The following is a 23518-nucleotide window of genomic DNA, read 5'->3' as shown; positions in this document are numbered from 1 at the left end:
AGGGGTATTTTTTGTTTTCTATTTTCATTCTCCTTATTAAAAAACCATTAGTAGTTACATACTACTAATGGTTTTATTTTATATTTTATGCATTTTTCATTTTTGCAAACACCCATACTTTTAGGCGTGAGAATAACGCTACAAATACAATTGTCACAACAATTCCTTTAATCAAATTAAATGGTAAGATTGCCGTTACAACCGTTGTCTTTATCGCTTCGCTAGACATAGCTGGTGAATTTAAAAACCAAGTGTAAGCTGGGAATATGATGATGTAATTTAATACGCTCATAATAAGAGCCATTGTAATTGTCCCTAGCATTAATCCTGTCGTTAAACTCTTAACAGTACGATACTTTCTAAATAAGAAAGTTGCTGGTCCAATAAATAAACATCCTGCAATAAAGTTAGCAATTTCTCCAACTGGTACTCCCGTTAAACTCCCTTGAATCCCGTAATGTAAAATATTCTTTATCGCTTCTACAATTATCCCTGCAACCGGCCCGAAAATAATTGCAGCAATTAGAGCTGGTACATCACTAAAATCAATTTTTAAAAATGGCGGAAGCCCTGGGAATGGGAAATCCAACATCATCAGTAAATATGCAATACTACTTAGCATCGCTACACTCACCATCTGCACTACACTGTTTTTTTGTTTCATCTTTCTCTCTCCTTTTCCATCGATCATCTCATGGAAAGTGGAAAGGTTCTGCTATGCCTACTTTTTCATAGAACGAAAAAACCCTTTGTGTTTTACACAAAGGGAGAATTTAAGGCACATCAAACAGACGTTCAAATACTTATCTTTTTTGAACGCTTGAACCTCCATCTTCTCCCATCCAGACTGTACTGTCGGCTTTGGAATCACACCAAATCCTGCCTTAACGGCTCGCGGGCTTAGAACAAAATCACATATAGTTCATCACCGCCGGTCGGGATTTTCACCCTGCCCCGAAGATAGACCGATATTCTATTTTCCACTTCATTATACAACAACATGATCGTATTGTGAACAAAAAAATCGTAACTTATTAAAAATAAGTTATTGATTTTACATAATCAAAATCATTCATTATATTTTACAATACACTCCATATTTTTTAGTATTCGGCATTTCTCCTATGAATCCCCTAGTCATATATAATTAAAAGTGATAAGATGTTGAATTGTTAAGATAAGAACATTTTCTGGATTATGGAGGAAATGTCATGAAGAAAGAGAAGAGACACTCTATTCGAGAAACAATGAAAAAAAACTTAAGGAAAGAATACTTTTACTTAAAAAAAGAATTACTTTTCTACTGTCCAATTGATTTAGGCACATTCTCAAGCGAGACATACTATGCTGCTTTCGATGAAGATGGCATCAGTATTTATCAGTATGATAAAAAGACAGAAAGTAAATTAAAATTATGTGAGCGTCATCCGTGGAAGAGTTGGAATAAAGTGAAGGTGGATCATTATTTAACAACTTCACAATTTATTTTTCAAGGTGAGCGAAACTGGATATTATCCCTTTTCCAAAAAGGAAAAGAAGCTCAAAAAATAATCGAAGAGCATACATCTTTACAAACTGAAGTTGTTTCCCGCTCTTTCTTAAAAAAACTTCCTGGTTTCCGTTCTAATGCACCATTGAATAAATACATCGGCAGCATTTGCTATACTGCACTCATTGCATTTTTATTAAAATGGATGATTCCATTTCAAGGACCACAAATCGCCCTGTACTCTATTTCAATCGGTTGTATGCTTCTTGGTTTACTTTGTTTGACAATTGGTTTAATTGAACCGACTATTGTACTATTTCGAACAAACGAAAAAACAAGAGCGAAAGTATTTTACTTATATAGCTACTTAGCTATTTCTGGATTTATATGTGTCTTTATTTTTTGGTAAAAAAGAGCTAGTTAAACTAGCTCTTTTTTTTACTTTACATATAATTGTTGATTTGGATAAATGAGCTCTTGTTGCAACCCATTTTTTTCTTGAATTTCCTTAACGGACATTCTAAATTTCCGCGCAATGCTAACTAGAGTGTCGCCTTTTTGGACGACGTATAACGATGAAGAAACTGCTTCATTTCTTTGTTCATGTAAAACAAGCAATGGGTTCATCGCATTTTTTTTTGCCATCGTCCATCTTCCTTGATGAACTTCTAAATGTAAGTGTGCACCTCGGGATTCTCCTGTATTTCCTACTTCTCCAATTATTTCTCCCTTTGAAATATAATCCCCTTGAACTACATATCTCTTATTTAAATGTGCATACACAGCCTCATATTCTCCATGTTTAATAAATATAACGTTTCCATAACTACTTGAATAATAAGACTTTGTTACCTTCCCTTCTTGAATAGCTGACACAGGCGCGCCGATCGGTGCCGCTATATCTATACCGTAGTGTTTTCCGTGCCTTGTCCCAAAATAATCACTTATCTGTCCTTCAACAGGCCATGCCCATTGATTTCCCTCTGCGTACACATGTAATTGAGATAAAAACAGTACTGTCAATAACATGACGCCGTATTTTAAAGCTTTCATATACATCCTCCGTTTTCTAATTACAACCATACCTTCTCTATTTTGGTATATTACAGAAAAAAGTATACAAAAAAAAGAAAGTGAATCACTCCACTTCCTTCTCTTTCTTATCACGAAAAACGATTGCACTGCGATTATACTCTACATCTTTTACTTGTAATCGAGCGTTTATTACTCTAGCTACTGCAAATAAATAGTCAGATAATCTATTGACATACTTTAGAACAACTGCATTTATTTCTCCTTCCTTTTGCAAGGACACGATACATCGTTCTGCTCGCCTTACAACTGTACGTGCAATATGAATAGCAGCTGCCGACTCGCTTCCACCTGGTAAAATAAAGCGCTCTAGCGGCGGTGCTTCTTCTATATATGAATCAATTCTACCTTCTAAGTTTTCGACCATTTCATTTTTTACTTTATAAGGAATTTTCTCACCTACTATCGCCAAGTCTCCCCCGCAATCAAATAGTTCATGTTGAATCGTTTCAAGTTCATTGTAAATATCTCCGAAAACCCCGCCTTGTAGTTTAGTCATCGCATATCCAATATGAGAATTCGCCTCATCTATCGTGCCATATGCTTCCACTCGGATATTATCTTTATCCACTCTGCCACCTATTACACTTGTTGTTCCTTTATCTCCTGTTTTTGTATATAATTTCATCGCTTTACGACACCCCTCTCATTATTCTTCATTCGACTAAGTTAGAAAAAAAGTTCTACTATTATTTATTTAATTGATTTTACAAAAAAATAAAAAACAGTAGAACTTTATTCATTATCAACTTTAAAAACAAATATCTAAATTATACGATTCGGTAAATAGACAGAGAATGTAGTTCCCTCTCCAACAACACTTGAAACAGCAATTTTCCCATCATGACCTTGCACAATATTTTTTGCAATCGCAAGCCCGAGTCCTGTTCCACCTTTTTTTCCACGTGTTCTTGCTTTATCAGCTTTATAGAAACGATCAAATAAAAATGGAATATCTTCTTCTGGAATACCGGCGCCTGAATCTTGCACTTCAAAAATAAGACCATTATTTTTCGTATCAATTACAAGCGTTACATGTCCGCCTGCGTTCGTATGACGTATTGCGTTATCAATTAAATTCGTCAATACTTGTTCCATACGATCTGCATCAAACGGGTACTGCTCAATTGGATCTTTGAAATCAACTGTTAACGCGACTTCTTTATCCTTCGCAATCCCTTGGAATTTACGACCTATTTTTTCAACGAAAGGATGAATATCAACTTCACCTATATGTAACTCTACATTACCACTTTCCATACGCGCTAAATCTAACAATTCATTTACAAGTTTCCCTAAACGAACGGATTCATCATAAATGATTTGAACAAACTCATTAATTTCTTCTTTCGTTTGTACAATATCATCTAAAATTGCTTCACTATACCCTTGAAGCATGACCATCGGTGTACGAAGTTCATGTGATACGTTCGCAATAAAGTCTTGACGCATCTTCTCAAGACGGCGTTCTTCCGTCATATCACGCAATACAGCTACAGCCCCGCGAATTTTCGTTTGATTGTAAAGCGGCGTCATAAGAACTACATAGTTACCTTTTTGTAAATTAATTTCAACCACTTGTTGTTGTTCGCTTTCTACAACGAGATGGAATAGTTCAACAAGTTCAGAAGGTAGTTTTTTACTGAGCTCTATCTCTTTTTCTTCTTGCCAAACTTGTAAGAAATGTTCAGCCGGCGGATTGATTACAACGACTTCACCTTCTTGATTTAATGTAATAACCCCATCTGCCATACTACTTAAAATACTAGCTAACTGCTCTTTCTCTTGCTGCAGGGCATTCATATTAAACTTCAACTGTTTCCCCATTTGATTTAAGGCCGTTGCAAGCTCACCAATCTCGTCCTGAGATACCATAGGAGCTTTCGCATCAAATTTCCCACGCGACACCTCAAAAGCAACCTCACGCATTTTACGAAGTGGTGCTGTAATTCGAGTAGATAAGAAGAACGCAAAGAAAGTTGTTAATATAATCGCAATCCCTGCTGATAGGAATATAAAATCAGTCGTTCTTTCCATACCTTGTATCGGTACTTGTAAAGATTCGTATACAAACACTGCACTTTCATTTTTTGACTGCACTGGTTTTCCGACAATCATAATATCATTTTCAGTATTTTTATTCTTTCTACTATTAGAGGCTTTTCTAATGTTATTCTTAATTTCTTTTTTGTCTGTAAAAACAGCCGCTAATTCTTTATCTTCTTTTAAGTCATCCATTGTAAGAGTGACTAATCCTTCTTGTTTCGGTGAAGAAGATATTTCTTTACCATCTTCTACAATAATGATCCTTGAAAGTGGATCAGAGAATTTGTATGCGATATTCTCAATCGTTTTTACATCGGCACCTTCTTCAATTAACTCTGAAACACTTGTTGCAACTTTTTGAAGCCTAGCTTCACTCATATCTACATAATATGTTCTAAAAAACTGTGAAAGTAAAATCGCAACAAATCCAAGCACGAACGAAACGAGAAGTAATATGGTCATCCATAACTTCCCTACTACACTTCTCCAAAGCATCAGTCGTTCACAACCTCAAACTTATAACCTACGCCCCAAACGGTAACAATCATCTTCGCAGCATCTGGTGATTTTTTGCTTAACTTCTCACGTAAACGCTTTACATGCGTATCAACTGTGCGTAAATCTCCGAAGAATTCATATTGCCATACTTCTTTTAACAATTGCTCACGATCGAATACTTTATCAGGCGCTTTCGCTAAGAATAATAGTAATTCGTACTCTTTCGGTGTTAAATTCACTTCATTACCATCTGCTGTAACACGGTGTGCATCATTATCAATTGTTAAATGAGGGAACACAGTAACATCTTTTGTCGTTGTATCTTGTGTAAAGAATGTTGTTGGTACAGAACGGCGTAAGACCGCTTTCACGCGAAGCACTACTTCGCGTGGACTAAATGGTTTCACAATATAATCATCAGTTCCTACCTCAAACCCTTGTACTCGATTTACTTCTTCACCTTTTGCTGTCAACATAATAATTGGCGTCGCTTTCTTCTCACGAACCCCTTTACATACTTCGATACCATCTTTACCAGGCATCATAAGATCTAATAAAATTAAATCATAATCATTTTGCAGCGCCATTTCTAAAGCTGTATCACCATTGTCTGCTTCTTCAATTGTGTATTGTTCTCTCTCTAAATACATTTTCAACAAACGACGAATACGATCCTCATCGTCTACAATTAAAATTCTTGATTCATTTTCCATTTCTACCCGTTGCGTACTTTTACCACAACGGTTCACACCTACCCTTCTATACTATTATGTTGCGCTATTCTCGTTTATTTAAGCAATCTTCTAAATGTTTCACTTCCCATATTATGCTTCACAAGAATAATAAAGTTTGTTCAATTTTTTTCCAAAACTATGTATTTTTTTTGAACAGTATATAATGTCCTCGACATCATTTTACAAAATCAACCGCTACTTTGTCATGTTTTTCTCAAAAAAGAAGAAAAGTTGACAAAAATAAAATAGGAAAGTGACATACACTCTCCTATTTTATTTCTCTATGCGTATGAATGTAAACCCGCGATAATTAAGTTTACTACAATAAAGTTAAACATAATGATTGCAAAACCAATTACCGCTAACCATGCTGACTTCTCTCCATGCCATCCTTTTGATAAACGTAAATGTAATACCGCCGCATAAAAGAGCCACGTTATAAGTGCCCAAACCTCTTTCGGATCCCAACCCCAAAAACGTGTCCACGCTATTTGAGCCCAAATCATGGCGAAAATTAATGCACCCAATGTGAAAACTGGGAATCCAATTGCAATAGAACGATATCCTATTTCATCTAACAAATCGCTATTCGTATTTTTCACTAACGGCTGAAGTGCCGCTGATACTCGTTTACGTAAAATTAGTCTTAATACAATATAGAGTAACGTTCCGACTAACACTGACCAAATAACAGTATTTAATTTTTTCGCATTTACAATCGCCGGAACTTCAACTGTCGGCTCTAATTTATTGTCTGTCAGTAACTTCCCTTCATGCGGCCCCACTAAAGCCGGAAGATTGTATTTCATTTCCACTTGTTGTTCATTTTTATCAATCCATTGAAACTTTGCTTCATATTTCATACTAGAATATACCGTTGTTACTCCAATAAACCCAACTGTACAAACAAGTGTGAATACTACCGTCTCTAGCCAAAATGTACGTTTACTTTTCACTGATTGATCTACATTTTTCAATAAATACATAACGCCCGTAATAAAACTAATTGCTAAAATTGCTTGTCCTGCAGCCGCAGTCGTCACGTGAATATGTAACCAATTACTTTTTAAAGATGGAATAAGCGGTGATATTTCCCTCGGAAACATACTTGCATAAGCAATTAATAAAAGCGCAACTGGTAATGCAAATAGTCCGATTATACTTACGCGGTACATAAAGTACATGACAATAAATGCTCCGACAAGCATCATGCCGAAAAACGTACCAAATTCAAAAAAGTTACTAACTGGCGCATGACCTGATGCAATCCATCTTGTAACAAAATATACCGTTTGTGCAATAAACCCTAAAATTGTAATCGTTATTCCTACATTTGCCCATTTATGACCCTTTTCTTTAATTGCTCCCCCAAAAAATAGAGTGGCAATTAAATATAAAATAAATGCGGTAAAGAGAAAGTTACTACTTATTTGCACCATATCGTTTCCCCACCTTAACTAATTTTTTTATCGACTACTTTATCATTTGGTTGCGGAATTGCTGTACCTTCTAGTACTCTTTCAATATCTTTCTTTAAACCGAACCAGTTTTTATTCGTATGTCCTGCAATCCACCATTCATCATTAACGCGTTGTATCCAAATACGGCGATGATTCCAATACATTCCTTGAATGACACCAACCATAAATATAAACCCTCCAATACCGAGAATCCAAAGCGTTAAATCTTTTCTTACAGTAAGTGCTGTTGCATTTTGCATTTCCACACCTGCAAAGGACATTTTATATTTGTTATTCCCATCAGGTTCTATATTTTGCTGAATACCAACAAAACTCACTTCACCATCTGGTGTTTCAGGTGTAAACATTTTAAATACAAATGCAGGGTTGTTTGGTAATTTTGTTTTTGTATTTGGTCTTCCATTCTCATCAAAATAAAAATCAGGGAAATAGCTTAATAGTTCTAAAGAATAACCATTTCCTAAATCATATTTTTCTGCAGGGTTTGTTAAATCAACTTTAATCGGTCCCCACTTTTGATTATTTTCTTTATTTTGCAAACGGAAGGACATACTTTTAAATTCATTTTCTCTATAACTCAATTGATAAACAGCAAATTGATCAAATTTCAGCGGTTCATTTACTCGAATTTCAACTTCTTTTACTTTTTCCAATTTTGGTTTTTGTCCAGCTATCTTTTCACCTACCGCTTTATATAATACGGCATTCGTTTGGAAGTTTTTCGCAATCATTTTATCACCTACACGGTCAATTGCTTCATCAAAAACCTCCTTGTCCTTACTTTTATCATAAACTTCCTTTATAAACTTCTCACTTTTTAAATAATATTGGCCATCCGTCCCTGGTATTTCTTTCGTTTCACCATCACGTAACCAAAGCGTTTCATCTACATACATACTCGGTAAAAAACGAAGCATCGCACCGAATAAAAAGATAATAAGACCGATATGATTTACATATGGACCCCAACGCGAGAAACGTCCCTTTTCTGCTAAAACGTTTCCGTCTTCCACTTTCACATTATAGTTCGTTTTCTTTAAATTCTTTTGAACTTTTTCAAAATCTCCCTCTTGCGGTGTACCAGTGCCATATAATCTCTGTCTCTTTAAAAAGCTAGGGTGTCTTTTTACCCCTTGCTTCTTTAAAGCTTTATAAAGTGGAATGACACGATCTAAGCTACATATCACAAGAGAAATACCAATTGAAGCAATTAACATCATATACCACCATGAACCGTATAAATTATTAAAACCTAATTGATAGTATAATTGCCCTAAAAATCCGTATTCTTGCTTATAATATTCAGCTGGTGCAATTCCTGGAGTTATGTACATTTCTTGCGGAAAAATAGTCCCTATCGCCGATGCAGCTAAAGTGATTACAATGAGCCATACACCGACTTTTACAGAAGAGAAAAAGCTCCAAATTTTATCAATAATCGTTTTTGTTTGCGTGAGAGATCTCCGAGCACTCCCCTCATAGCGCATATCCAATAGTTTTATATTTTCATTGCTTTCAAATGGTTTCCCGCAAGCTTCACAAAAAACAGTTCCTATCGGATTCACATGTCCACATTCACATTTAATTTCTTTCAACACTCTCACCGCCCCTGTATCTATATGTACTATTGTATATTCTAACCTCAAGTTACCGCAATACTCAGAATTTTTAAACCAAAGGCACTATAGGTAAGCGCCTTGTATGTAAAGGTTTTCTTTATTACGGATTGATTTTCTTTAAATACTCCTCCAATTGTTCCTTCGTTTGTTCACCTTTAATCTCTTGAATCACCTTACCATCTTTATCAATCAAGAAGCTTGTTGGTAATGGTATTACTCCATACGTTTTTATAATTTCTCCACCTTTATCGATTGCAACAGGGAACTTAAGATCGTATTGTTTCACAAAATTCTTAACAGCAATATCCGTTTCATCTGCATCTAACGCAATGATTTCAACGCCTTTTTCTTTATACTTTGGATATAGTTCATTCATATAAGGCATTTCTTTCTCACAAGGTTTACACCACGTACCCCAAAAGTTTAAAAATACACCTTTTCCCTTAAAATCTTTTAGCTCAATTTTCTTTCCTTCTAAATCTGTCACAACAAAGTTAGGTGCTTCTTTTCCAATTTCCATTTTCTCTTCTTTAGAGAAATATCCTTGATAAAGTGTAAATCCTACAGCACCACATAAAATGAGCAGAATAATAACGCGAAATAATAAGCGATTTTTTTTCATATTGTCTCCCCTCTCTTCGACGAGTGATGAATATATGTATTTTTTAATAAATCACCAGCGGAGCATTCCACTGGTGAAATTTTCACAATATCGATTAGCGAGGCTTTGTAGAAGCCAATGCACGTAATTGTTTTACCTCATGTGGTGTCAATTCTCTTGCATCACCAGGTCGCAGGCTTCCTACTTCTAAGAAAGCATAGCGTTCACGCTTTAGTTTCACTACTTTACAATCTAACGCTTCAAACATACGACGTACTTGACGGTTACGTCCTTCATGAATTGTTAATTGTACAATCGCCATTTCTTTACGCTTGTCCCAAGAAATAATCTTCACACGTGCTGGTGCTGTTTTTCCGTCTTCTAACATCACACCGCGTTCTAACATGCGGATTTTTTCACCTGTTAGAGGCCCTTTTATTTTTGCAACATATGTTTTTTCAACTTTATATCTAGGGTGCATTAATACGTTTGCGAAGTCCCCATCGTTTGTCATTAATAATACGCCAGACGTATCATAATCTAAACGTCCGATTGGGAATAAACGTTGTGTAATTTCCGGGAAAAAGTCTGTTACAACACTTCTTCCTTTATCATCTGATACACTTGAAATTACGCCAGTTGGTTTATATAGTAAAAAATAAACAGGTTCTTCTTTTTCAAGAGGGATGTTATTTACTTCTACTTTATCTTGAGGAGTTACTTTCGTTCCTAACTCCTTCACTATTTTTCCGTTAACTTTCACTTTTCCTTGCTGAATTAATTCCTCAGCCTTTCTTCTCGATGCAATACCTGCTTGCGCAATCACTTTTTGTAATCGTTCCATTTCTTTTTTTCACCTCGAATTTATCTTACCTTACATTAGAAAGACTTGGCAACCGCATACGCTTGACGGCTTTTTGCTCCATCTTACTTAAACAACATAGCGATGATAATAAACATATAAAGGTCAAATCATGTTTTTACCTTTTATTATTGTCCATATTTTTCATATTGCTCACAATAAAAGTTCATTATTTTGTCAAAAATACCGCATAAAAAAACCACTATTAAGCAACACCTTAATAGTGGTCGTATACGTATTATAAGCGAAATAGCATAAAAAATGAATAGCATTACTGAAACAATAGAGAAACAAATACAATCGAACAAATAATTCCGATTAAATCGGCAAAAAGTCCTACTTTTAATGCATCTCCCATTTTTCTAATTCCAACAGCTCCGAAGTATACTGTTAAAATATAAAAAGTTGTGTCTGTACTCCCTTGCATCGTAGAAGCCAATCTCCCAATGAACGAGTCCGGTCCATACGTCGCAATTAAATCGGTCGTAATACTTAAACCAGCAGAGCCCGAAATAGGACGTATAAGTGCTAGTGGAACAATTTCTGCTGGGACATGAATTAAATCTAACATCGGCTTCATTACTGATATCATTGCATCTAATGCACCTGAAGCTCGAAATATAGAAATAGATACGAGCATTCCAACCATAAACGGTAAAATAGAGATTGCAATTTGAATCCCTTCTTTTCCCCCCTCAACGAACGATTCATACGTCGGAACTTTCTTTATCGTGCCATATAGAAGGATAAAACCAATGACACAAGGGATTACCCATAATGATATCGTATTGACAATGCTCATTTTTTCCGCCCCTTCCTACTCCTTCTTCGGTAAAAATAGCGGTCAATCCAAATCGCTCCGATCATAGAGAGTACTTGTGCAATGAATGTTACCCCAACAATTTCAGTTGGATTTGCTGATTCATACGTCATTCGAATCGAAATGACGGTCGTAGGAATTAAAGTAATCGCTGATGTATTTAATGCCAAAAACGTTACCATAGAACGGCTCGCCGAATCCTTCCCTCCATTTAACTCTTTCAATTGTTCCATCGCTTTAATGCCAAGAGGGGTCGCTGCATTACCTAAACCAAAAAAGTTTGCCATCATATTTGATAAAATAAATCCCATTGACGGATGATCCTTCGGTATTTCTGGAAACAGCCTTTTTACTATCGGCATAAAAAGTGCCACTAACTTTTTTAACAATCCGGCTTCCTCTGCAATTTTCATTAAGCCGAGCCAAAATACTAAAACACTAATGAGTCCTATACAAATCGTTACCGCATCTTTCGCTCCATCAAATACAGCTTTATTTATTTCTTCCATTGTTCCATTTATCATCGCATACACAATCCCAATGACAGCCATCGCTACCCATACGAGATTAACCATCGTTCCCAACACCTATCATGTAAGAAAAAATTTCTTTCACATTATTCCAGTACATTCCCGTTGTAGCTACTAACTTTCGTTTACTATAAAATAAATTCCGTTCTCCAACTTTCTCATTGCCAACATAAACGTCTGTCTTTCCAACCTTTACTCCATCCACAAGCTTTGCACTTTTATCTAGTTCAACTTTTAATACTACGCTCTTTTTTTCTTCTTCAGTTAAAGGTACTGAAAAACTATTTTTCGTGTAAACATGATTGGCGTATTTCTTTTCGGTTATTTCAGCAAGTGCTCCTTGTCCTAAAACTTTTGTTTGTTCGAAACGGTCAAAACCTTTATCAAATAAATTCATATGATCATCCCAATCACTAGAAGCGCTCAAAGTTACGACAATTAGATCTAGTCCATCTTTTGATGCTGTTGTAACAAGCGTTCTTCCTGCTTTCTTCGTAAAACCTGTTTTTCCCCCTGTTGCAAATTCATAATAAGACGTCACAAGTTTATGTTTGTTTTTCCACGGATAATCCCACGAATCTGATTTATACGTTTTTGTCCCAAAAATCTTCTTAAAGGTTTCGTTCCCCATTGCATACCTTGTTAAAAGTGCCATATCATAGGCCGACGAATAATGGGATCCATCTCCATCCAAACCATGTGGGTTTGAAAAGTGAGTATCTTTCATTCCAATTTGTTTCGCCTTTTCATTCATTAAATATACAAACCCTTCTATACTCCCTCCTACATTTTCAGCAATTACTTGTGCTGCATCATTACCAGATCTAAGCATGAGTCCATATACTAAATCCTCTAATTTTACTTTCTGTCCAGGCTTTAAATAAATTGCTGAGCCTTCTACTCTCACTGCTTCATTACTAACCGAGACCATTTCTTTCATTTTTCCTGACTCAGCAGCTAACAAGGCAGTCATAATTTTTGTTATACTAGCAATCTTTTGCGGCTCATGTTCTGCTTTTCCGTATAATACGCGACCTGACTGTTGCTCCATTAATACAGCATTTCGAGCACTAACATTGCTGATCATCTTTGCATATGTAGGAATTGGTATAACGCTTGCGTACATAATAAGAAGCGTAATGATTACACAAATTCGTCTCATATTTCCCCCCACGTCCTTTTGGCACTTTTTGTACAAGTGTATGCTTGGCCTTTTAAAATATGAACGAAATCTCCCTCTCCTTCCAATAAAAAAGACGCAGAGAACCTGCGTCTAATAAGGTGTCCATTCTATTTGTTTTGCACTTTCAAATCTTTTTTCTACATCCGGCCAATTTACAACATTCCACCAATTTTTAATATATTCATCTTTTCGATTTTGGTATTGTAAATAATACGCATGTTCCCACACGTCTAGTACAAGGAGCGGTATCGTATCCCATTGTGTAAATAATTGATGTAGTGTACTCTGTAAAATTTCTAATCTTCCCGATCGCGGAACCCAAACGAGAATTGCCCATCCTGAACCTTCCACTTTAGAGGCTGCTTCTGTAAAATGTTTTTGAAAACGCAAGAAACTTCCAAAATCTTGTTCAATCCGGTGTGAAAGAGCCCCTCTTGGACTTCCGCCGCCACCTTTTTTCATGTTATTCCAAAATATTGTGTGCAAGTAATGACCTGATCCATGAAAAGCAGCTTCTCTTTCCCAATGCTTAATTAAATCAAATTGATTTGTTTTTCTCGCTTCTTCCATCATCTTCTCTGCCTTATTTAATCCTTCCACGTAACTACGATGATGTTTATCATGGTGTAACATCATAATTTCTCTAGAAATATACGGTTCTAACGCATTATATGGATAAGGTAGTGGTGGGAGTGTATGCCCTCCAATTGGAACAGCTCGTTCACTATCCCCTCTTTCACATAGTTCATATTCCTCTTCCCCCTGCACGAATACTTCCTGCAAATGATGCTGAATATGTTCTACATCATCACTTATTTCATACATAAACTCTGCATCTGTATCATACTCATGCTCTTTCATACGGTCTAATAACGTTTGAATTTTATAAGCAAGCATATGGACATCATACACTTCCATTGCACGGCTATCTAATACGTGAAGAACACTTTCACACCAGCTTTCTACTTCATGAAAGTAATCTGTGAATACACCTTGCTGACTCATGTTACACCTCCTTAATGCTATCCCCTTAAATATATTCAAAGGAAATCTCTTATATAACTGTACAAAAGGAAAAGAAGCTAAGTCCCCTCAGCTTCTTTGTCGCAGTTAATATTTGTGTAACATCTTTGTTTGATAATCCGTCTCATAATATTCTAATTCTTCACGCATCAATTGGAATTTCCCCTCTAAGCTCTTCATTACTTCCTCTACAGATGCAGGTGGTGTTTGTTGAAAAACGATGGAGTTTTTCCCTGTATAAGCAGACCGACTATTTTCATACCAATGATCACTCTTTGGTGAAAAAAACTCTGCAATTACTTGATGATAAATTTTATATAAAATCTTTTCAGCTGCTGTCTTTCGAAATGGCTGGCTATTTAACAAAACAAAACACGCATCATGTCCTTCTTCACAAAAAACGAGAAGACGTCTTATTGACGCTAATAACCCTTTATAATATTGTTCGTTTCCTGCCGGTGTCTCTTCTAATAAAGAAGGCAACGTATGATAATTTACATAATTGGTTATCAAATGAATAACATCTTCTAAAAACATAGAAACTTGTTCTGTTTGATTTTCCACCATTAGATTAGACATTTTTCCCTCTCCTTTGCCAGTTCACTCTATTTCTACTCTTTTATTTTTATGTAATTCAGCCAATATTTCTTGTACTTTCACGACTATTTCCTCATCAAAATATTGTTGGAATTCTTCTATATTATTTAAATACAAACGTTTTTGCATGCGAAGCTCATTCTCTTTCAGTAAACAACAGATCGCTACAATATCCCGCAAATATATGTCTTGATTTTCTACTTTACATACCGGATTTCCTTCAAAAGGAGTAATTTCTTGTACAACTTCTTCAAAATACCGAACATATAAAACAGAAAAGGTTCTTTCTTTATCATTTAATATATATGTCACTTCAGATCTATTAAAAAAATCTTCTGACGTATTAGGTTTTGCTTTCTCTAGCTCATATCCCGCATAACCTATTATAATCATCTACTTCCCCTCTCTTCCTTCTTTCAATTTATTTTAACTTAATTTTCTGACAAACGAAATACTCTTTTAAATATAACCCTTATAAAAAATAGCTTCCTTATACAGGAATTTACCTTTTTATTTTTCTTGAAGTTTGTCATAATAATATTATTGTCTCAGTTTTCTTATACAAGGAGAGTTGTATTTATGTCGTTTTCATGGAAACGTTTCTTACAAATCGGGAAAATTATCTTCCCATTTGTTGTATTAACAATTGTATTCTTTCAAGCAAAAAAAGAATTAGCAGGCATTTCTTTTTTAGAAGCAATCAATACAATTAAAAACATTCCAACCGGAGGAGTCTTTTTAGCCATTACACTTGGTGCATTTGCCGTATCAACAATGTTCTTTTACGACTATGTTATGCTTCGTTATTTAAAAGCTGATATACCTGTCCAAAAGATTTTTCGTATCTCATGGATTGCTAATACCTTAAATGGATTTATTGGATTTGGTGGTCTCGTTGGAGCGGGTGTACGTACGATGCTTTATCGTCCATACATAAAAGAAAATGGCAAGCTGATTAAAAGTATCGCCTGGATGACAACTGCTTTTATTAACGGACTCGCTATTCTTTCATTCCTCGGCCTTATTGGAATATTAGACACAAGTTTTATTTTGCATGAAAAACCGTGGCTATGGCCTGTTTTGATCTTCTTCGCCCTTTTCGTCCCTATATACATTGGCTTTTCTAAACTAAAAAATAGAAAACCAAAGCAAACCGAAGGACAAGATGAACGAGAAGAAGAGAAAAATCCAACTGTTTTATACTCATTAGTTTCATTAGTTGAGTGGGTATCTGCTGGTATTGTTATGTACGTCATACTAATATTATTTGGCATTGATATCGAATTTCAAAAGTTTTTAGGTGTGTATGTAATCGCTGCTTTAGCTGGTGTTGTTAGTCTTGTACCTGGTGGACTTGGTTCATTTGACCTTGTCTTTTTAACTGGGCTCGGACAATATGGCATTGATACAGGCGTATTACTACCTGCTATGTTATTATATCGCCTCGTCTATTACATTTTACCATTCTGCCTTGGTCTTATTTTTGCAGCTTTTGAAATGACAGGCGTGGCCATTAAAAAGTTTGAAGATAAGCCTTTTATTGCGCCTGCATTAGAAACAACTGGTGTTATATGGACTTTGCAGCGTGATTTTCTAGGAAAACTAGGTTCGTGGGCCTCTGCTGCTTTAACAGTATTTGCTGGATTAATGGTTATTTTATCGACCATTCTACCGACAAGTATAAACAGAGCACACGCCTTACATATTCTAGCTCCAAAACATCTTATTCAATTTTCTTTTAGCTTATCACTAACATTCGGTATTCTCCTCCTGATCCTTTCACGAGGCATATATTATGGAACAAAGCGTTCTTACTATATGACGATTATTTCTTTAATCGGAGCAGCTATCTTTAATACGCTAAAAGGGATTGATATTGAAGAAACGTTTATTTTATTAATTGTACTCGCTGTATTATATATGCTTCGTAAAAGATTTGTACGCGAGAAAATGGAAGTCTCACTTTCTGATATCGTAAAAGTTTTTATATTCTTACTTATAACTTTATATTTATATAAAAACTTAGGTATTTTATTTGCAGGTGCAAAAGAAGCTTTTAAACCCGATTTTGTCGTTCGTAATATTACGCAAGTGAAACGAAGTGCATTAGCTGCTGCCTTTTTCGTTCCTACATTTTTATTGATTGGCTCACTCATTGCTAATCGTTATCGAAATGAATTTCCCGGGCAACCAGCTAATGATAAAAGATTGCAAAACTTTTTAGATGAACATGGCGGAAATGTACTTAGTCATTTAGGATTTTTAGGTGATAAACAATTCTTCTTCAGTAGCGATGGGAAAGCGCTCCTTCTCTTCTCTATAACTGGAAAACGTCTTGTTGTACTAGGTGATCCAATTGGAGATCCTTCCTCCTACCGTACTGTGTTACAAGAGTTTTTAGCTGAAGCTGACCGATTTGGATACATTTGTGTATTCTACCAAATCGAAAGTAAATGGATGAGTTTATATCATGATTTTGGTTACAACTTCTTTAAGCTTGGTGAAGAAGCTGTCGTTGATTTGAATACATTTACAATAACAGGAAAAAAACGCGCCGGTATGCGAGCAACTTTCAACCGTTTTGAACGAGAGGGCTATACATTCTCTATTCACCAGCCACCGTTCTCAAACGAATTATTTGAAGAATTACGAAAAGTTTCAGATGCGTGGCTCGGTGGAAAAAAAGAGAAAAGCTTCTCACTCGGATACTTTGATCGTGAATATATTAGCCGTGCTCCTATCGCTACATTATCTGATGCAGATGGAAAAATCATTGCATTCACGACATTTATGCCCGTATATCAAGACGGATCATTGTCTGTTGATTTAATGCGCTATTATCCAGATGCGCCTAGCGGCATTATGGATGCCATTTTCATCCACCTATTCCAGTGGGCAAAAGAAAATGAATACCACTCCTTTAATATTGGTATGGCACCACTTTCAAATGTAGGTTTATCGACACAATCTTTCTGGTCTGAACGGGTTGCTGCTGCCATCTTTAATAATGTTCGTTACACATATAGTTTCAGCGGGTTACGACATTTTAAAGAAAAATATAAACCAACATGGAGCGGTAAATATTTAGCATTTAGAAAGAATCATTCTTTACCAATTACAATGCTCTCTGTAACAAAATTAATAGGAAAAAGAAAAAACAGCTAAATAGTTAGCTGTTTTTTCTTTTTTGAACTTGTACAATGAATTCTTTTTCATATTTCTTTCCATTTATATAGAAATCTCCCCATATTTTATACGTTCCTTCAGCAGGAAATGTAATGCGATATTGTAATTGCTCATCTGTATCAACAGGGATTGCATATAAAAAGTTTTCTCTCGTTTCGTCCACGATATAGAGCGCCTCCACTTCTCCTCTCTCTGCATGTAGTTTCAATTTCTCACCCTTTTTCGCTTGAAATTGAAATGTTAACGTCACTGGCTCATTCGGATGCAATGCACCAAATAATAGAGAAACTTCATACTCCCCTATTTTTTTTGTAAGTACACTATCGATTGGAAATTTTACTTTTTTCTTATTTTTCTCGTCTATTTCTTTCCCAAAATCTTTCTTCGCAAATGATTGCACAGACTTATTTTTGTCTTCATATAAAAATATTGTATAGCCTTCATCTTTCGCTATTTTAGAAGATACTTTATATGATCCATTTCCTGCGAATGTAGGTTTCATTTGTTGTACGTGTTTTAATTGTCCGTCTACAATAACTGCACGAATTTGATCATTCACACCACGAACTTCGCTATTTTTATTATTTAATAATTGAAATGAAATATCCGTTTTCTTATTTCCTTTTCCATTTGATACATCCCATTTTACTTCCTGAACATCACCTACAGTCTCTGTAGTTTCCTGATACTTTTTTATGTAAAATCCACCTACCACAATAAATAACAAAGCAACAAGTCCAATGACAAGATTTTTCAAAACATCACCTACCATTTTTATAGTCTCTATTCATACAAAACTTCTTTCATATATATTCTAGATTATGATTTATGAAATCCTTCTGTTTTGCACATATTACAAAGGATAAAAAAGATTTTAATTGAAAGGATTCATAGTGTATAATGCAAATGATATTGATTTCTATCAATACATTATAAGGAGGACTTTTCATGAGTGTACATATTGAAGCAAAACAAGGTGAAATCGCTGAATCTATTCTATTACCTGGTGATCCATTGCGTGCAAAATATATTGCTGAAACATTTCTAGAGGACGTTACTTGCTATAATAACGTACGTGGAATGTTAGGATTCACCGGAACTTATAAAGGAAAACGTGTATCTGTGCAAGGTACAGGTATGGGTGTTCCTTCTATTTCTATTTATGTAAACGAATTAATCCAAAGCTACGGAGTTAAAAATTTAATTCGCGTTGGAACTTGCGGTGCTATTCAAAAAGACGTAAAAGTACGTGACGTTATTATTGCAATGACAGCTTGTACGGATTCTAATATGAACCGTTTAACATTCCCAGGATTTGATTTTGCACCAGCTGCAAACTTCGACCTTCTAAAAAAAGCTTACGATGCTGGAACTGAAAAAGGCCTACACGTTCGTGTTGGTAACGTTTTAACAGCAGATGTATTTTACCGTGAGAGCATGGACATGGTGAAAAAGCTTGGAGATTACGGTGTACTAGCAGTAGAAATGGAAACAACTGCGCTTTACACATTAGCAGCGAAATACGGTGTAAATGCATTATCTGTCTTAACAGTAAGTGATCACATCTTCACTGGTGAAGAAACAACATCTGAAGAGCGTCAAACTACATTTAACGAAATGATTGAAATCGCTTTAGATGCAGCAATTCAACAATAATACATTAAAGAACTCGTCATACGTCTGTCGAGTTCTTTTTATGTGACTTTTTATTAAAAACTACTTTCAGAAGAGACAGATTTTCTCCTCTACTTTTTTGTACCATTTGTTATAATAAAGAAATCATTTACAGTATTTCTCACAAGAGGTGACGCAGTGAAAAACAGAAGTATCGTCTTTAAACTATTTTTATTAACATCAACATTATTTACAATCATATTCCTCCTCTTTTTCCTAGGACAATCTCTATTTTTAGAGAAATTTTATATTAATAAAAAAGTAAAAACAGTTCAAACTGCTTTTGAAAAGTTCGTAGATACGTACGAAAAAAGTGGGAAAACTTATGAAGAAATTCGAAAACTAAAACAAGAATTTCATGATAAAACAAATGCTGACATGCAATTTTTAAATACGAATGGCATTATTAAAAGCGACAACAATTACTATATTGACGTATTTAATCCTAAAAATAATGAGACATATTCTATTCCGCTCAATAATCTTTTAACACCCGAAGAATATAAGAAATTCGAAAACTTAGGATTGAAAAAAGACGATGTGATAAATGTCGTCGGTTTGCTACAAAACAAAACAATAACACCAATAAAATTGACAACAAATTACAATCGATGGCAAAACGAATATACCAATTCAGATTTTTCATCTATTAATGGTAACCCTTCTAAAAATAGACTTACAAACCGATACAAAACTGTTACTCAAATTGAGTTTACTGGTACGATCTCTAAGTTACAACTTCCATCGAAAGCGGAGGTTCGTCTTGCAAATGATATTGAAACATTGCAAGCCGTTCAATATTTTGCAGAGCTTATTAGAAATGGCACTGCTAACTCGCAGCAATTAAACACTTATATAATAGATAGCGGGGAGAATATAAAGAATAGTATCTTTGTAAAACCTATTATGAAAAATGGAGAGATTACAGAATATGCTTTTGCGATAGCATCCTTGCAACCTGTTAATGAAGCGATGCTCGTTTTGAAAGATTATTATGTCTATGCCTTAATCATCGTATTTCTCGTAATTATTTTATTATCCTTCTACTACTCAAAAATCATTGTGAAACCATTAATTAAAATGAATCGTGTTACAAAAAAAATGGCCAATTTTGATTTTAGCGAGAAATTACCTGTAACAGCAGACGATGAAATTGGAGGGCTTTCCGGTAGTATTAATACGTTATCTGTAAATTTAAAAGACCGAATTGATCGATTAAATGTTGCCAATACAAAATTACAACAAGATATTGAACGTGAACGTCAATTAGAGAAAACGCGAAAAGAATTCATTTCTGGTGTATCACACGAATTAAAAACACCACTTAGTGTAATTAGAAGTTTCGCAGAAGGAATTAAAGATGGCGTTAGTAAAGATACGACGTATTACACAGATGTTATTTTAGAAGAAACCGAAAACATGAACAGACTTATTGTTGAAATGTTAGAATTAGCAAAATTAGAATCAGGTACGTACAAGCTAGATATGACGACATTCTCAATCGGTGAACTAATTCAACAAGTCTATACAAAGTTATTATTTAGCATGGAGGAAAAACATTTACAAGTGAATATAGATGTAGACCCTTCTATATTTGTGAAAGCGAATCGTAGTCGAATTGAACAAGTAGTTGTGAACTTACTTAGCAATGCAATTCGCTATACGCCAGATGGAGAAAAAATACAAGTCTCCGTTATAGAAATGGAAGATACAGTAAAAGTTGAAATTGAAAACACAGGAAACCCTATTCCAGAAGACAGTCTTGAAAAAATTTGGGATCGTTTCTACCGTTTAGATGCATCGCGTAGCCGTCATACTGGTGGTACTGGTCTTGGATTATCTATTGTTAAAAATATTTTAGACCTCCACCATGCCGAGTATGGTGTATATAATACGACTAATAGTGTTGTATTCTACTTTAATTTACAAAAAGTAAAAGAAGTCAAATAATTTGTCTTAATTTCACTAGGAGTTCACATGAAATTCACACTCTCCCTTTATAGTTAGAAACAAGTTAATCCTTTCCTTTACACATATAAAAGAGGAGAGTGCGTGAAATGAAACAAGCAGGACAACCTATTCAAAATGAAAAACAATTAGAAACTATCAAAAATATACTTTTACAATCTTCGAAACGTGATGGCTTATTATTCGTATTAGCTGTAAATTCTGGCTTAAAAGTAAGTGAAATCTTACAATTAAAAGTTAGTGATGTAATCGATGAAAATGAAAATGTTCGCCATTCCATTTTATTTTACAATGAAAAAGTAAAGAAACATAAATGGTTCGCTGTAAATGAAGACTTACAGCACGCAATCGAAGACTACATGAAAGAACGTAAAACTTGGAAACGTAATGAACCATTATTAAAGTCTCAAAAAGGAACAAAATCTATTACGAGACAACATGCGTGGTACATTTTAAACAAAGCTGCAAAAGAAGTTGGATTAGAAGGGATTAGCTCACATACACTTCGAAAAACTTGGGGATATTGTGCATACAAATCAGGTGTTGATATCGCATTTTTACAACACTTCTTTGATCATAGTACTCCATCAAAAACTTTAAAGTATATCGGTATTGCTTAATAACTCTTATACATAAAAAAGGTTACCATTTATAAATGGTAACCTTTTTTATGTTTCACATTCTCTTTTCTTGTCTCTCCTATATTGTAGTGGTACTCTAATAGTAAGGGGGAGAAATTATGAACACTTTAACAATTGAATTACCGAAAGAAACGGCTGAAAAACTTGATTTATTAAAACAAGCTTATGAAAAGAAAACAGGTGCTTCTATTTCTGAGAGCACTCTTGTTCAAACACTTATCTCAAAAGAATTTATCCAAGCGATAACTCCTTTTGATTTACAACAATTCATCACTGGAAAAGAACAGCATTAATTGCTGTTCTTTTTTTATACGTTATCAGGAGTTTGCTAGAAATTTACCTCGAAACAACTCATTACTTCAGCCAAACTTCTATTAGAGATCTCCCTATCGCTCCTATCTCCTAAAAAGTTTTTTATTTATTTTTAGGAAAACTATTGACAATGATAATGATAACCATTATCATTTATTACGAAGCCAACAATTGATGAATCAACCAAACGCTCAGTAACATTGTTACCCCTCTTTTTCATATAGAAAGGCACTGTACATTCCCCCTGTTTGTACAGTGCCTTTCTTGTTTATTATCACTCAAACAAATTTAATTGCTCAGGCTTTGGCTCACCATATGTAATGTTCATCATTTTCATAAGCTGTTTCGCATTATCAGCTGCATCTCCGCCTGAATTATTGTTAAATAGTACATATATGTCCTTTGTCTTCTTTTTTAATTGTTCTAGTCTTTCTACCCATTCTTCTAATTCTTTATTGTTATAGCGATATAAGCAACGAACCGCTCTCCAATTTTCTCCTTTATCAAGCCAGCCATGAACATTCCGGCCATGGAAGCGTATTAACACCATCTCTGCACTCGTTACTTCTAATACGAGCGGTACTGACCCCATCCCTGCCTGTGGCTCATCACAAATTGTATGAATCCATTTCTCCTGCTCTAGAAACTGTAACGTCTTATCTCTCATTTCTGGATAAAACCATGTTTGATTTCGAAATTCTATCGCACACGGCAAACCTTCCATTTTTTCTTTCGTATATCGGAGAAAATCTACATTCTTCTTTTTACAATCAAACCATGGTGGATATTGAAATAAAATCGTTTTTAATTTACTAGCTTCAATTAAAGGAAGAATAGATTGTTTATATACATCAAACATCTCATCGAACGTAGAAAAAGGAATCTCTCCTTTCATATGTCCTGTCATTCCTTGATATGCTTTTACGATAAAAGAAAAATCTTTCGGTGTTTCCATTGCCCATTTTGTATAATTTCGTTCAGGTTGCATCGCATAAAATGAACTGTCCACTTCTACTATAGGAAAATACTCACTATATGTTCGTAATTTATTTCTATTTTCATAGGGGTCTATATATAAAGAATCATGATCTCCCCACCCTGTTACTCCAATGAAAAGCAAATATATTCCTCCCTTTTTCACTTCACTTTCTATCCATTCTAC

23 protein-coding genes and 1 riboswitch are annotated in these 23518 nt (G+C 34.9%); of the genes, 6 read left to right on the top strand and 17 right to left on the bottom strand.

Annotated elements, in window-relative coordinates:
* Positions 1-85: 85 nt before the first annotated feature.
* Entirely contained in the window at positions 86-664 is a 579-nt protein-coding gene (locus PDQ40_RS00540; RefSeq protein ID WP_000810854.1) for an ECF transporter S component, read from the bottom strand.
* Positions 665-826: 162 nt separating this feature from the next.
* Positions 827-966: riboswitch (FMN riboswitch) on the bottom strand.
* A 245-nt stretch (positions 967-1211) separates the two neighbouring features.
* On the opposite strand from PDQ40_RS00540, the gene PDQ40_RS00535 reads away from it, so the two are divergent.
* Entirely contained in the window at positions 1212-1898 is a 687-nt protein-coding gene (locus tag PDQ40_RS00535; protein ID WP_000711807.1) for a hypothetical protein, read from the top strand.
* Positions 1899-1927: 29 nt separating this feature from the next.
* On the opposite strand, the gene PDQ40_RS00530 is transcribed toward PDQ40_RS00535, so the two are convergent.
* From PDQ40_RS00530 to PDQ40_RS00465, 14 genes are all read right to left on the bottom strand, one after another.
* Positions 1928-2542: a peptidoglycan DD-metalloendopeptidase family protein gene (locus tag PDQ40_RS00530; protein ID WP_046197259.1), complete on the bottom strand. Its 615-nt coding sequence runs from the start codon at positions 2540-2542 to the stop codon at positions 1928-1930.
* A gap of 85 nt (positions 2543-2627) precedes the next feature.
* Positions 2628-3209 carry a cob(I)yrinic acid a,c-diamide adenosyltransferase gene (locus PDQ40_RS00525; protein WP_103141835.1) on the bottom strand — a complete coding sequence of 194 codons (582 nt, stop codon included), beginning with the start codon at positions 3207-3209 and terminating at the stop codon, positions 2628-2630.
* A gap of 137 nt (positions 3210-3346) precedes the next feature.
* Complete coding sequence (gene resE, locus PDQ40_RS00520; RefSeq protein ID WP_000964667.1) at positions 3347-5122, bottom strand: sensor histidine kinase ResE; 1776 nt, start codon at positions 5120-5122, stop codon at positions 3347-3349.
* Positions 5122-5838, bottom strand: a complete 717-nt coding sequence (resD, locus tag PDQ40_RS00515) for a DNA-binding response regulator ResD (protein WP_000426862.1) — start codon at positions 5836-5838, stop codon at positions 5122-5124. Before resD ends, resE begins: the two co-directional genes overlap by 1 nt.
* A 302-nt stretch (positions 5839-6140) precedes the next feature.
* A complete protein-coding gene (resC, locus tag PDQ40_RS00510; RefSeq protein ID WP_046197257.1) occupies positions 6141-7298 on the bottom strand; it encodes a cytochrome c biogenesis protein ResC in 1158 nt (385 codons plus the stop codon).
* 14 nt (positions 7299-7312) lie between these two features.
* Positions 7313-8938: a cytochrome c biogenesis protein ResB gene (resB, locus tag PDQ40_RS00505; RefSeq protein ID WP_000910531.1), complete on the bottom strand. Its 1626-nt coding sequence runs from the start codon at positions 8936-8938 to the stop codon at positions 7313-7315.
* 121 nt (positions 8939-9059) lie between these two features.
* Complete coding sequence (resA, locus tag PDQ40_RS00500) at positions 9060-9581, bottom strand: thiol-disulfide oxidoreductase ResA (protein ID WP_214328713.1); 522 nt, start codon at positions 9579-9581, stop codon at positions 9060-9062.
* Between the two features lie 94 nt (positions 9582-9675).
* Positions 9676-10404 (bottom strand): 23S rRNA pseudouridine(2605) synthase RluB, encoded by a 729-nt coding sequence (rluB, locus tag PDQ40_RS00495; RefSeq protein ID WP_000440555.1) that lies wholly within the window; start codon positions 10402-10404, stop codon positions 9676-9678.
* 289 nt (positions 10405-10693) lie between these two features.
* Positions 10694-11224 (bottom strand): spore maturation protein SpmB, encoded by a 531-nt coding sequence (gene spmB, locus PDQ40_RS00490; protein ID WP_000029510.1) that lies wholly within the window; start codon positions 11222-11224, stop codon positions 10694-10696.
* Positions 11221-11817, bottom strand: coding sequence for a spore maturation protein SpmA (spmA, locus tag PDQ40_RS00485; protein ID WP_000247808.1), 597 nt, complete (start codon positions 11815-11817; stop codon positions 11221-11223). Before spmA ends, spmB begins: the two co-directional genes overlap by 4 nt.
* A complete protein-coding gene (dacB, locus tag PDQ40_RS00480; RefSeq protein WP_001252619.1) occupies positions 11810-12934 on the bottom strand; it encodes a D-alanyl-D-alanine carboxypeptidase DacB in 1125 nt (374 codons plus the stop codon). The genes spmA and dacB overlap by 8 nt, the downstream gene beginning before the upstream one ends.
* Before the next feature lie 111 nt (positions 12935-13045).
* Entirely contained in the window at positions 13046-13960 is a 915-nt protein-coding gene (locus PDQ40_RS00475; RefSeq protein WP_000082669.1) for a superoxide dismutase, read from the bottom strand.
* Between the two features lie 105 nt (positions 13961-14065).
* Positions 14066-14557, bottom strand: a complete 492-nt coding sequence (locus PDQ40_RS00470; RefSeq protein ID WP_000067567.1) for a YpuI family protein — start codon at positions 14555-14557, stop codon at positions 14066-14068.
* Positions 14558-14578: 21 nt separating this feature from the next.
* Positions 14579-14968 (bottom strand): hypothetical protein, encoded by a 390-nt coding sequence (locus PDQ40_RS00465; RefSeq protein WP_000583786.1) that lies wholly within the window; start codon positions 14966-14968, stop codon positions 14579-14581.
* 186 nt (positions 14969-15154) lie between these two features.
* Between PDQ40_RS00465 and mprF the strand changes: the two genes are divergently transcribed.
* Entirely contained in the window at positions 15155-17740 is a 2586-nt protein-coding gene (gene mprF, locus PDQ40_RS00460; RefSeq protein ID WP_000010862.1) for a bifunctional lysylphosphatidylglycerol flippase/synthetase MprF, read from the top strand.
* A gap of 4 nt (positions 17741-17744) precedes the next feature.
* Here the strand turns inward: mprF and PDQ40_RS00455 are convergent, their stop codons facing one another.
* Complete coding sequence (locus PDQ40_RS00455; protein WP_000232619.1) at positions 17745-18533, bottom strand: hypothetical protein; 789 nt, start codon at positions 18531-18533, stop codon at positions 17745-17747.
* A gap of 176 nt (positions 18534-18709) precedes the next feature.
* Between PDQ40_RS00455 and deoD the strand changes: the two genes are divergently transcribed.
* The 4 genes from deoD (at position 18710) to PDQ40_RS00435 (ending at position 22337) form a co-directional block, all read left to right on the top strand.
* Complete coding sequence (deoD, locus tag PDQ40_RS00450) at positions 18710-19417, top strand: purine-nucleoside phosphorylase (protein ID WP_000110707.1); 708 nt, start codon at positions 18710-18712, stop codon at positions 19415-19417.
* Positions 19418-19573: 156 nt separating this feature from the next.
* Positions 19574-21385, top strand: a complete 1812-nt coding sequence (locus PDQ40_RS00445) for a sensor histidine kinase (protein WP_000797533.1) — start codon at positions 19574-19576, stop codon at positions 21383-21385.
* A 107-nt stretch (positions 21386-21492) separates the two neighbouring features.
* Positions 21493-22023, top strand: a complete 531-nt coding sequence (locus PDQ40_RS00440) for a tyrosine-type recombinase/integrase (RefSeq protein WP_000806236.1) — start codon at positions 21493-21495, stop codon at positions 22021-22023.
* A 119-nt stretch (positions 22024-22142) separates the two neighbouring features.
* Positions 22143-22337 (top strand): DUF3924 domain-containing protein, encoded by a 195-nt coding sequence (locus PDQ40_RS00435; protein ID WP_001094858.1) that lies wholly within the window; start codon positions 22143-22145, stop codon positions 22335-22337.
* A 293-nt stretch (positions 22338-22630) separates the two neighbouring features.
* Here PDQ40_RS00435 and PDQ40_RS00430 read toward each other — a convergent pair whose 3' ends face one another.
* Positions 22631-23476 (bottom strand): DUF72 domain-containing protein, encoded by an 846-nt coding sequence (locus PDQ40_RS00430; RefSeq protein WP_000897346.1) that lies wholly within the window; start codon positions 23474-23476, stop codon positions 22631-22633.
* Positions 23477-23518: the final 42 nt, after the last annotated feature.

Source organism: Bacillus cereus group sp. Bc061 (genome assembly GCF_027715825.1).
GTDB classification, from domain to species: Bacteria; Bacillota; Bacilli; order Bacillales; family Bacillaceae_G; genus Bacillus_A; species Bacillus_A paranthracis.
Note: the sequence above shows the minus strand (reverse complement) of the source record. Positions and strands in the feature narration are given on the sequence as shown.

What these genes read in the sequence shown, in the direction of transcription:
- PDQ40_RS00525 (WP_103141835.1), bottom strand. Translation starts at nt 3,209, where the DNA reads ATGAAATTATATACAAAAACAGGAGATAAAGGAACAACAAGTGTAATA.
- dacB (WP_001252619.1), bottom strand. Translation starts at nt 12,934, where the DNA reads ATGAGACGAATTTGTGTAATCATTACGCTTCTTATTATGTACGCAAGC.
- resD (WP_000426862.1), bottom strand. Translation starts at nt 5,838, where the DNA reads ATGGAAAATGAATCAAGAATTTTAATTGTAGACGATGAGGATCGTATT.
- mprF (WP_000010862.1), top strand. Translation starts at nt 15,155, where the DNA reads ATGTCGTTTTCATGGAAACGTTTCTTACAAATCGGGAAAATTATCTTC.
- PDQ40_RS00435 (WP_001094858.1), top strand. Translation starts at nt 22,143, where the DNA reads ATGAACACTTTAACAATTGAATTACCGAAAGAAACGGCTGAAAAACTT.
- PDQ40_RS00470 (WP_000067567.1), bottom strand. Translation starts at nt 14,557, where the DNA reads ATGTCTAATCTAATGGTGGAAAATCAAACAGAACAAGTTTCTATGTTT.
- resC (WP_046197257.1), bottom strand. Translation starts at nt 7,298, where the DNA reads ATGGTGCAAATAAGTAGTAACTTTCTCTTTACCGCATTTATTTTATAT.
- resA (WP_214328713.1), bottom strand. Translation starts at nt 9,581, where the DNA reads ATGAAAAAAAATCGCTTATTATTTCGCGTTATTATTCTGCTCATTTTA.
- PDQ40_RS00540 (WP_000810854.1), bottom strand. Translation starts at nt 664, where the DNA reads ATGAAACAAAAAAACAGTGTAGTGCAGATGGTGAGTGTAGCGATGCTA.
- PDQ40_RS00440 (WP_000806236.1), top strand. Translation starts at nt 21,493, where the DNA reads ATGAAACAAGCAGGACAACCTATTCAAAATGAAAAACAATTAGAAACT.
- PDQ40_RS00475 (WP_000082669.1), bottom strand. Translation starts at nt 13,960, where the DNA reads ATGAGTCAGCAAGGTGTATTCACAGATTACTTTCATGAAGTAGAAAGC.
- rluB (WP_000440555.1), bottom strand. Translation starts at nt 10,404, where the DNA reads ATGGAACGATTACAAAAAGTGATTGCGCAAGCAGGTATTGCATCGAGA.
- spmA (WP_000247808.1), bottom strand. Translation starts at nt 11,817, where the DNA reads ATGGTTAATCTCGTATGGGTAGCGATGGCTGTCATTGGGATTGTGTAT.
- PDQ40_RS00535 (WP_000711807.1), top strand. Translation starts at nt 1,212, where the DNA reads ATGAAGAAAGAGAAGAGACACTCTATTCGAGAAACAATGAAAAAAAAC.
- deoD (WP_000110707.1), top strand. Translation starts at nt 18,710, where the DNA reads ATGAGTGTACATATTGAAGCAAAACAAGGTGAAATCGCTGAATCTATT.
- PDQ40_RS00455 (WP_000232619.1), bottom strand. Translation starts at nt 18,533, where the DNA reads ATGGTAGGTGATGTTTTGAAAAATCTTGTCATTGGACTTGTTGCTTTG.
- resE (WP_000964667.1), bottom strand. Translation starts at nt 5,122, where the DNA reads ATGCTTTGGAGAAGTGTAGTAGGGAAGTTATGGATGACCATATTACTT.
- spmB (WP_000029510.1), bottom strand. Translation starts at nt 11,224, where the DNA reads ATGAGCATTGTCAATACGATATCATTATGGGTAATCCCTTGTGTCATT.
- PDQ40_RS00465 (WP_000583786.1), bottom strand. Translation starts at nt 14,968, where the DNA reads ATGATTATAATAGGTTATGCGGGATATGAGCTAGAGAAAGCAAAACCT.
- PDQ40_RS00530 (WP_046197259.1), bottom strand. Translation starts at nt 2,542, where the DNA reads ATGAAAGCTTTAAAATACGGCGTCATGTTATTGACAGTACTGTTTTTA.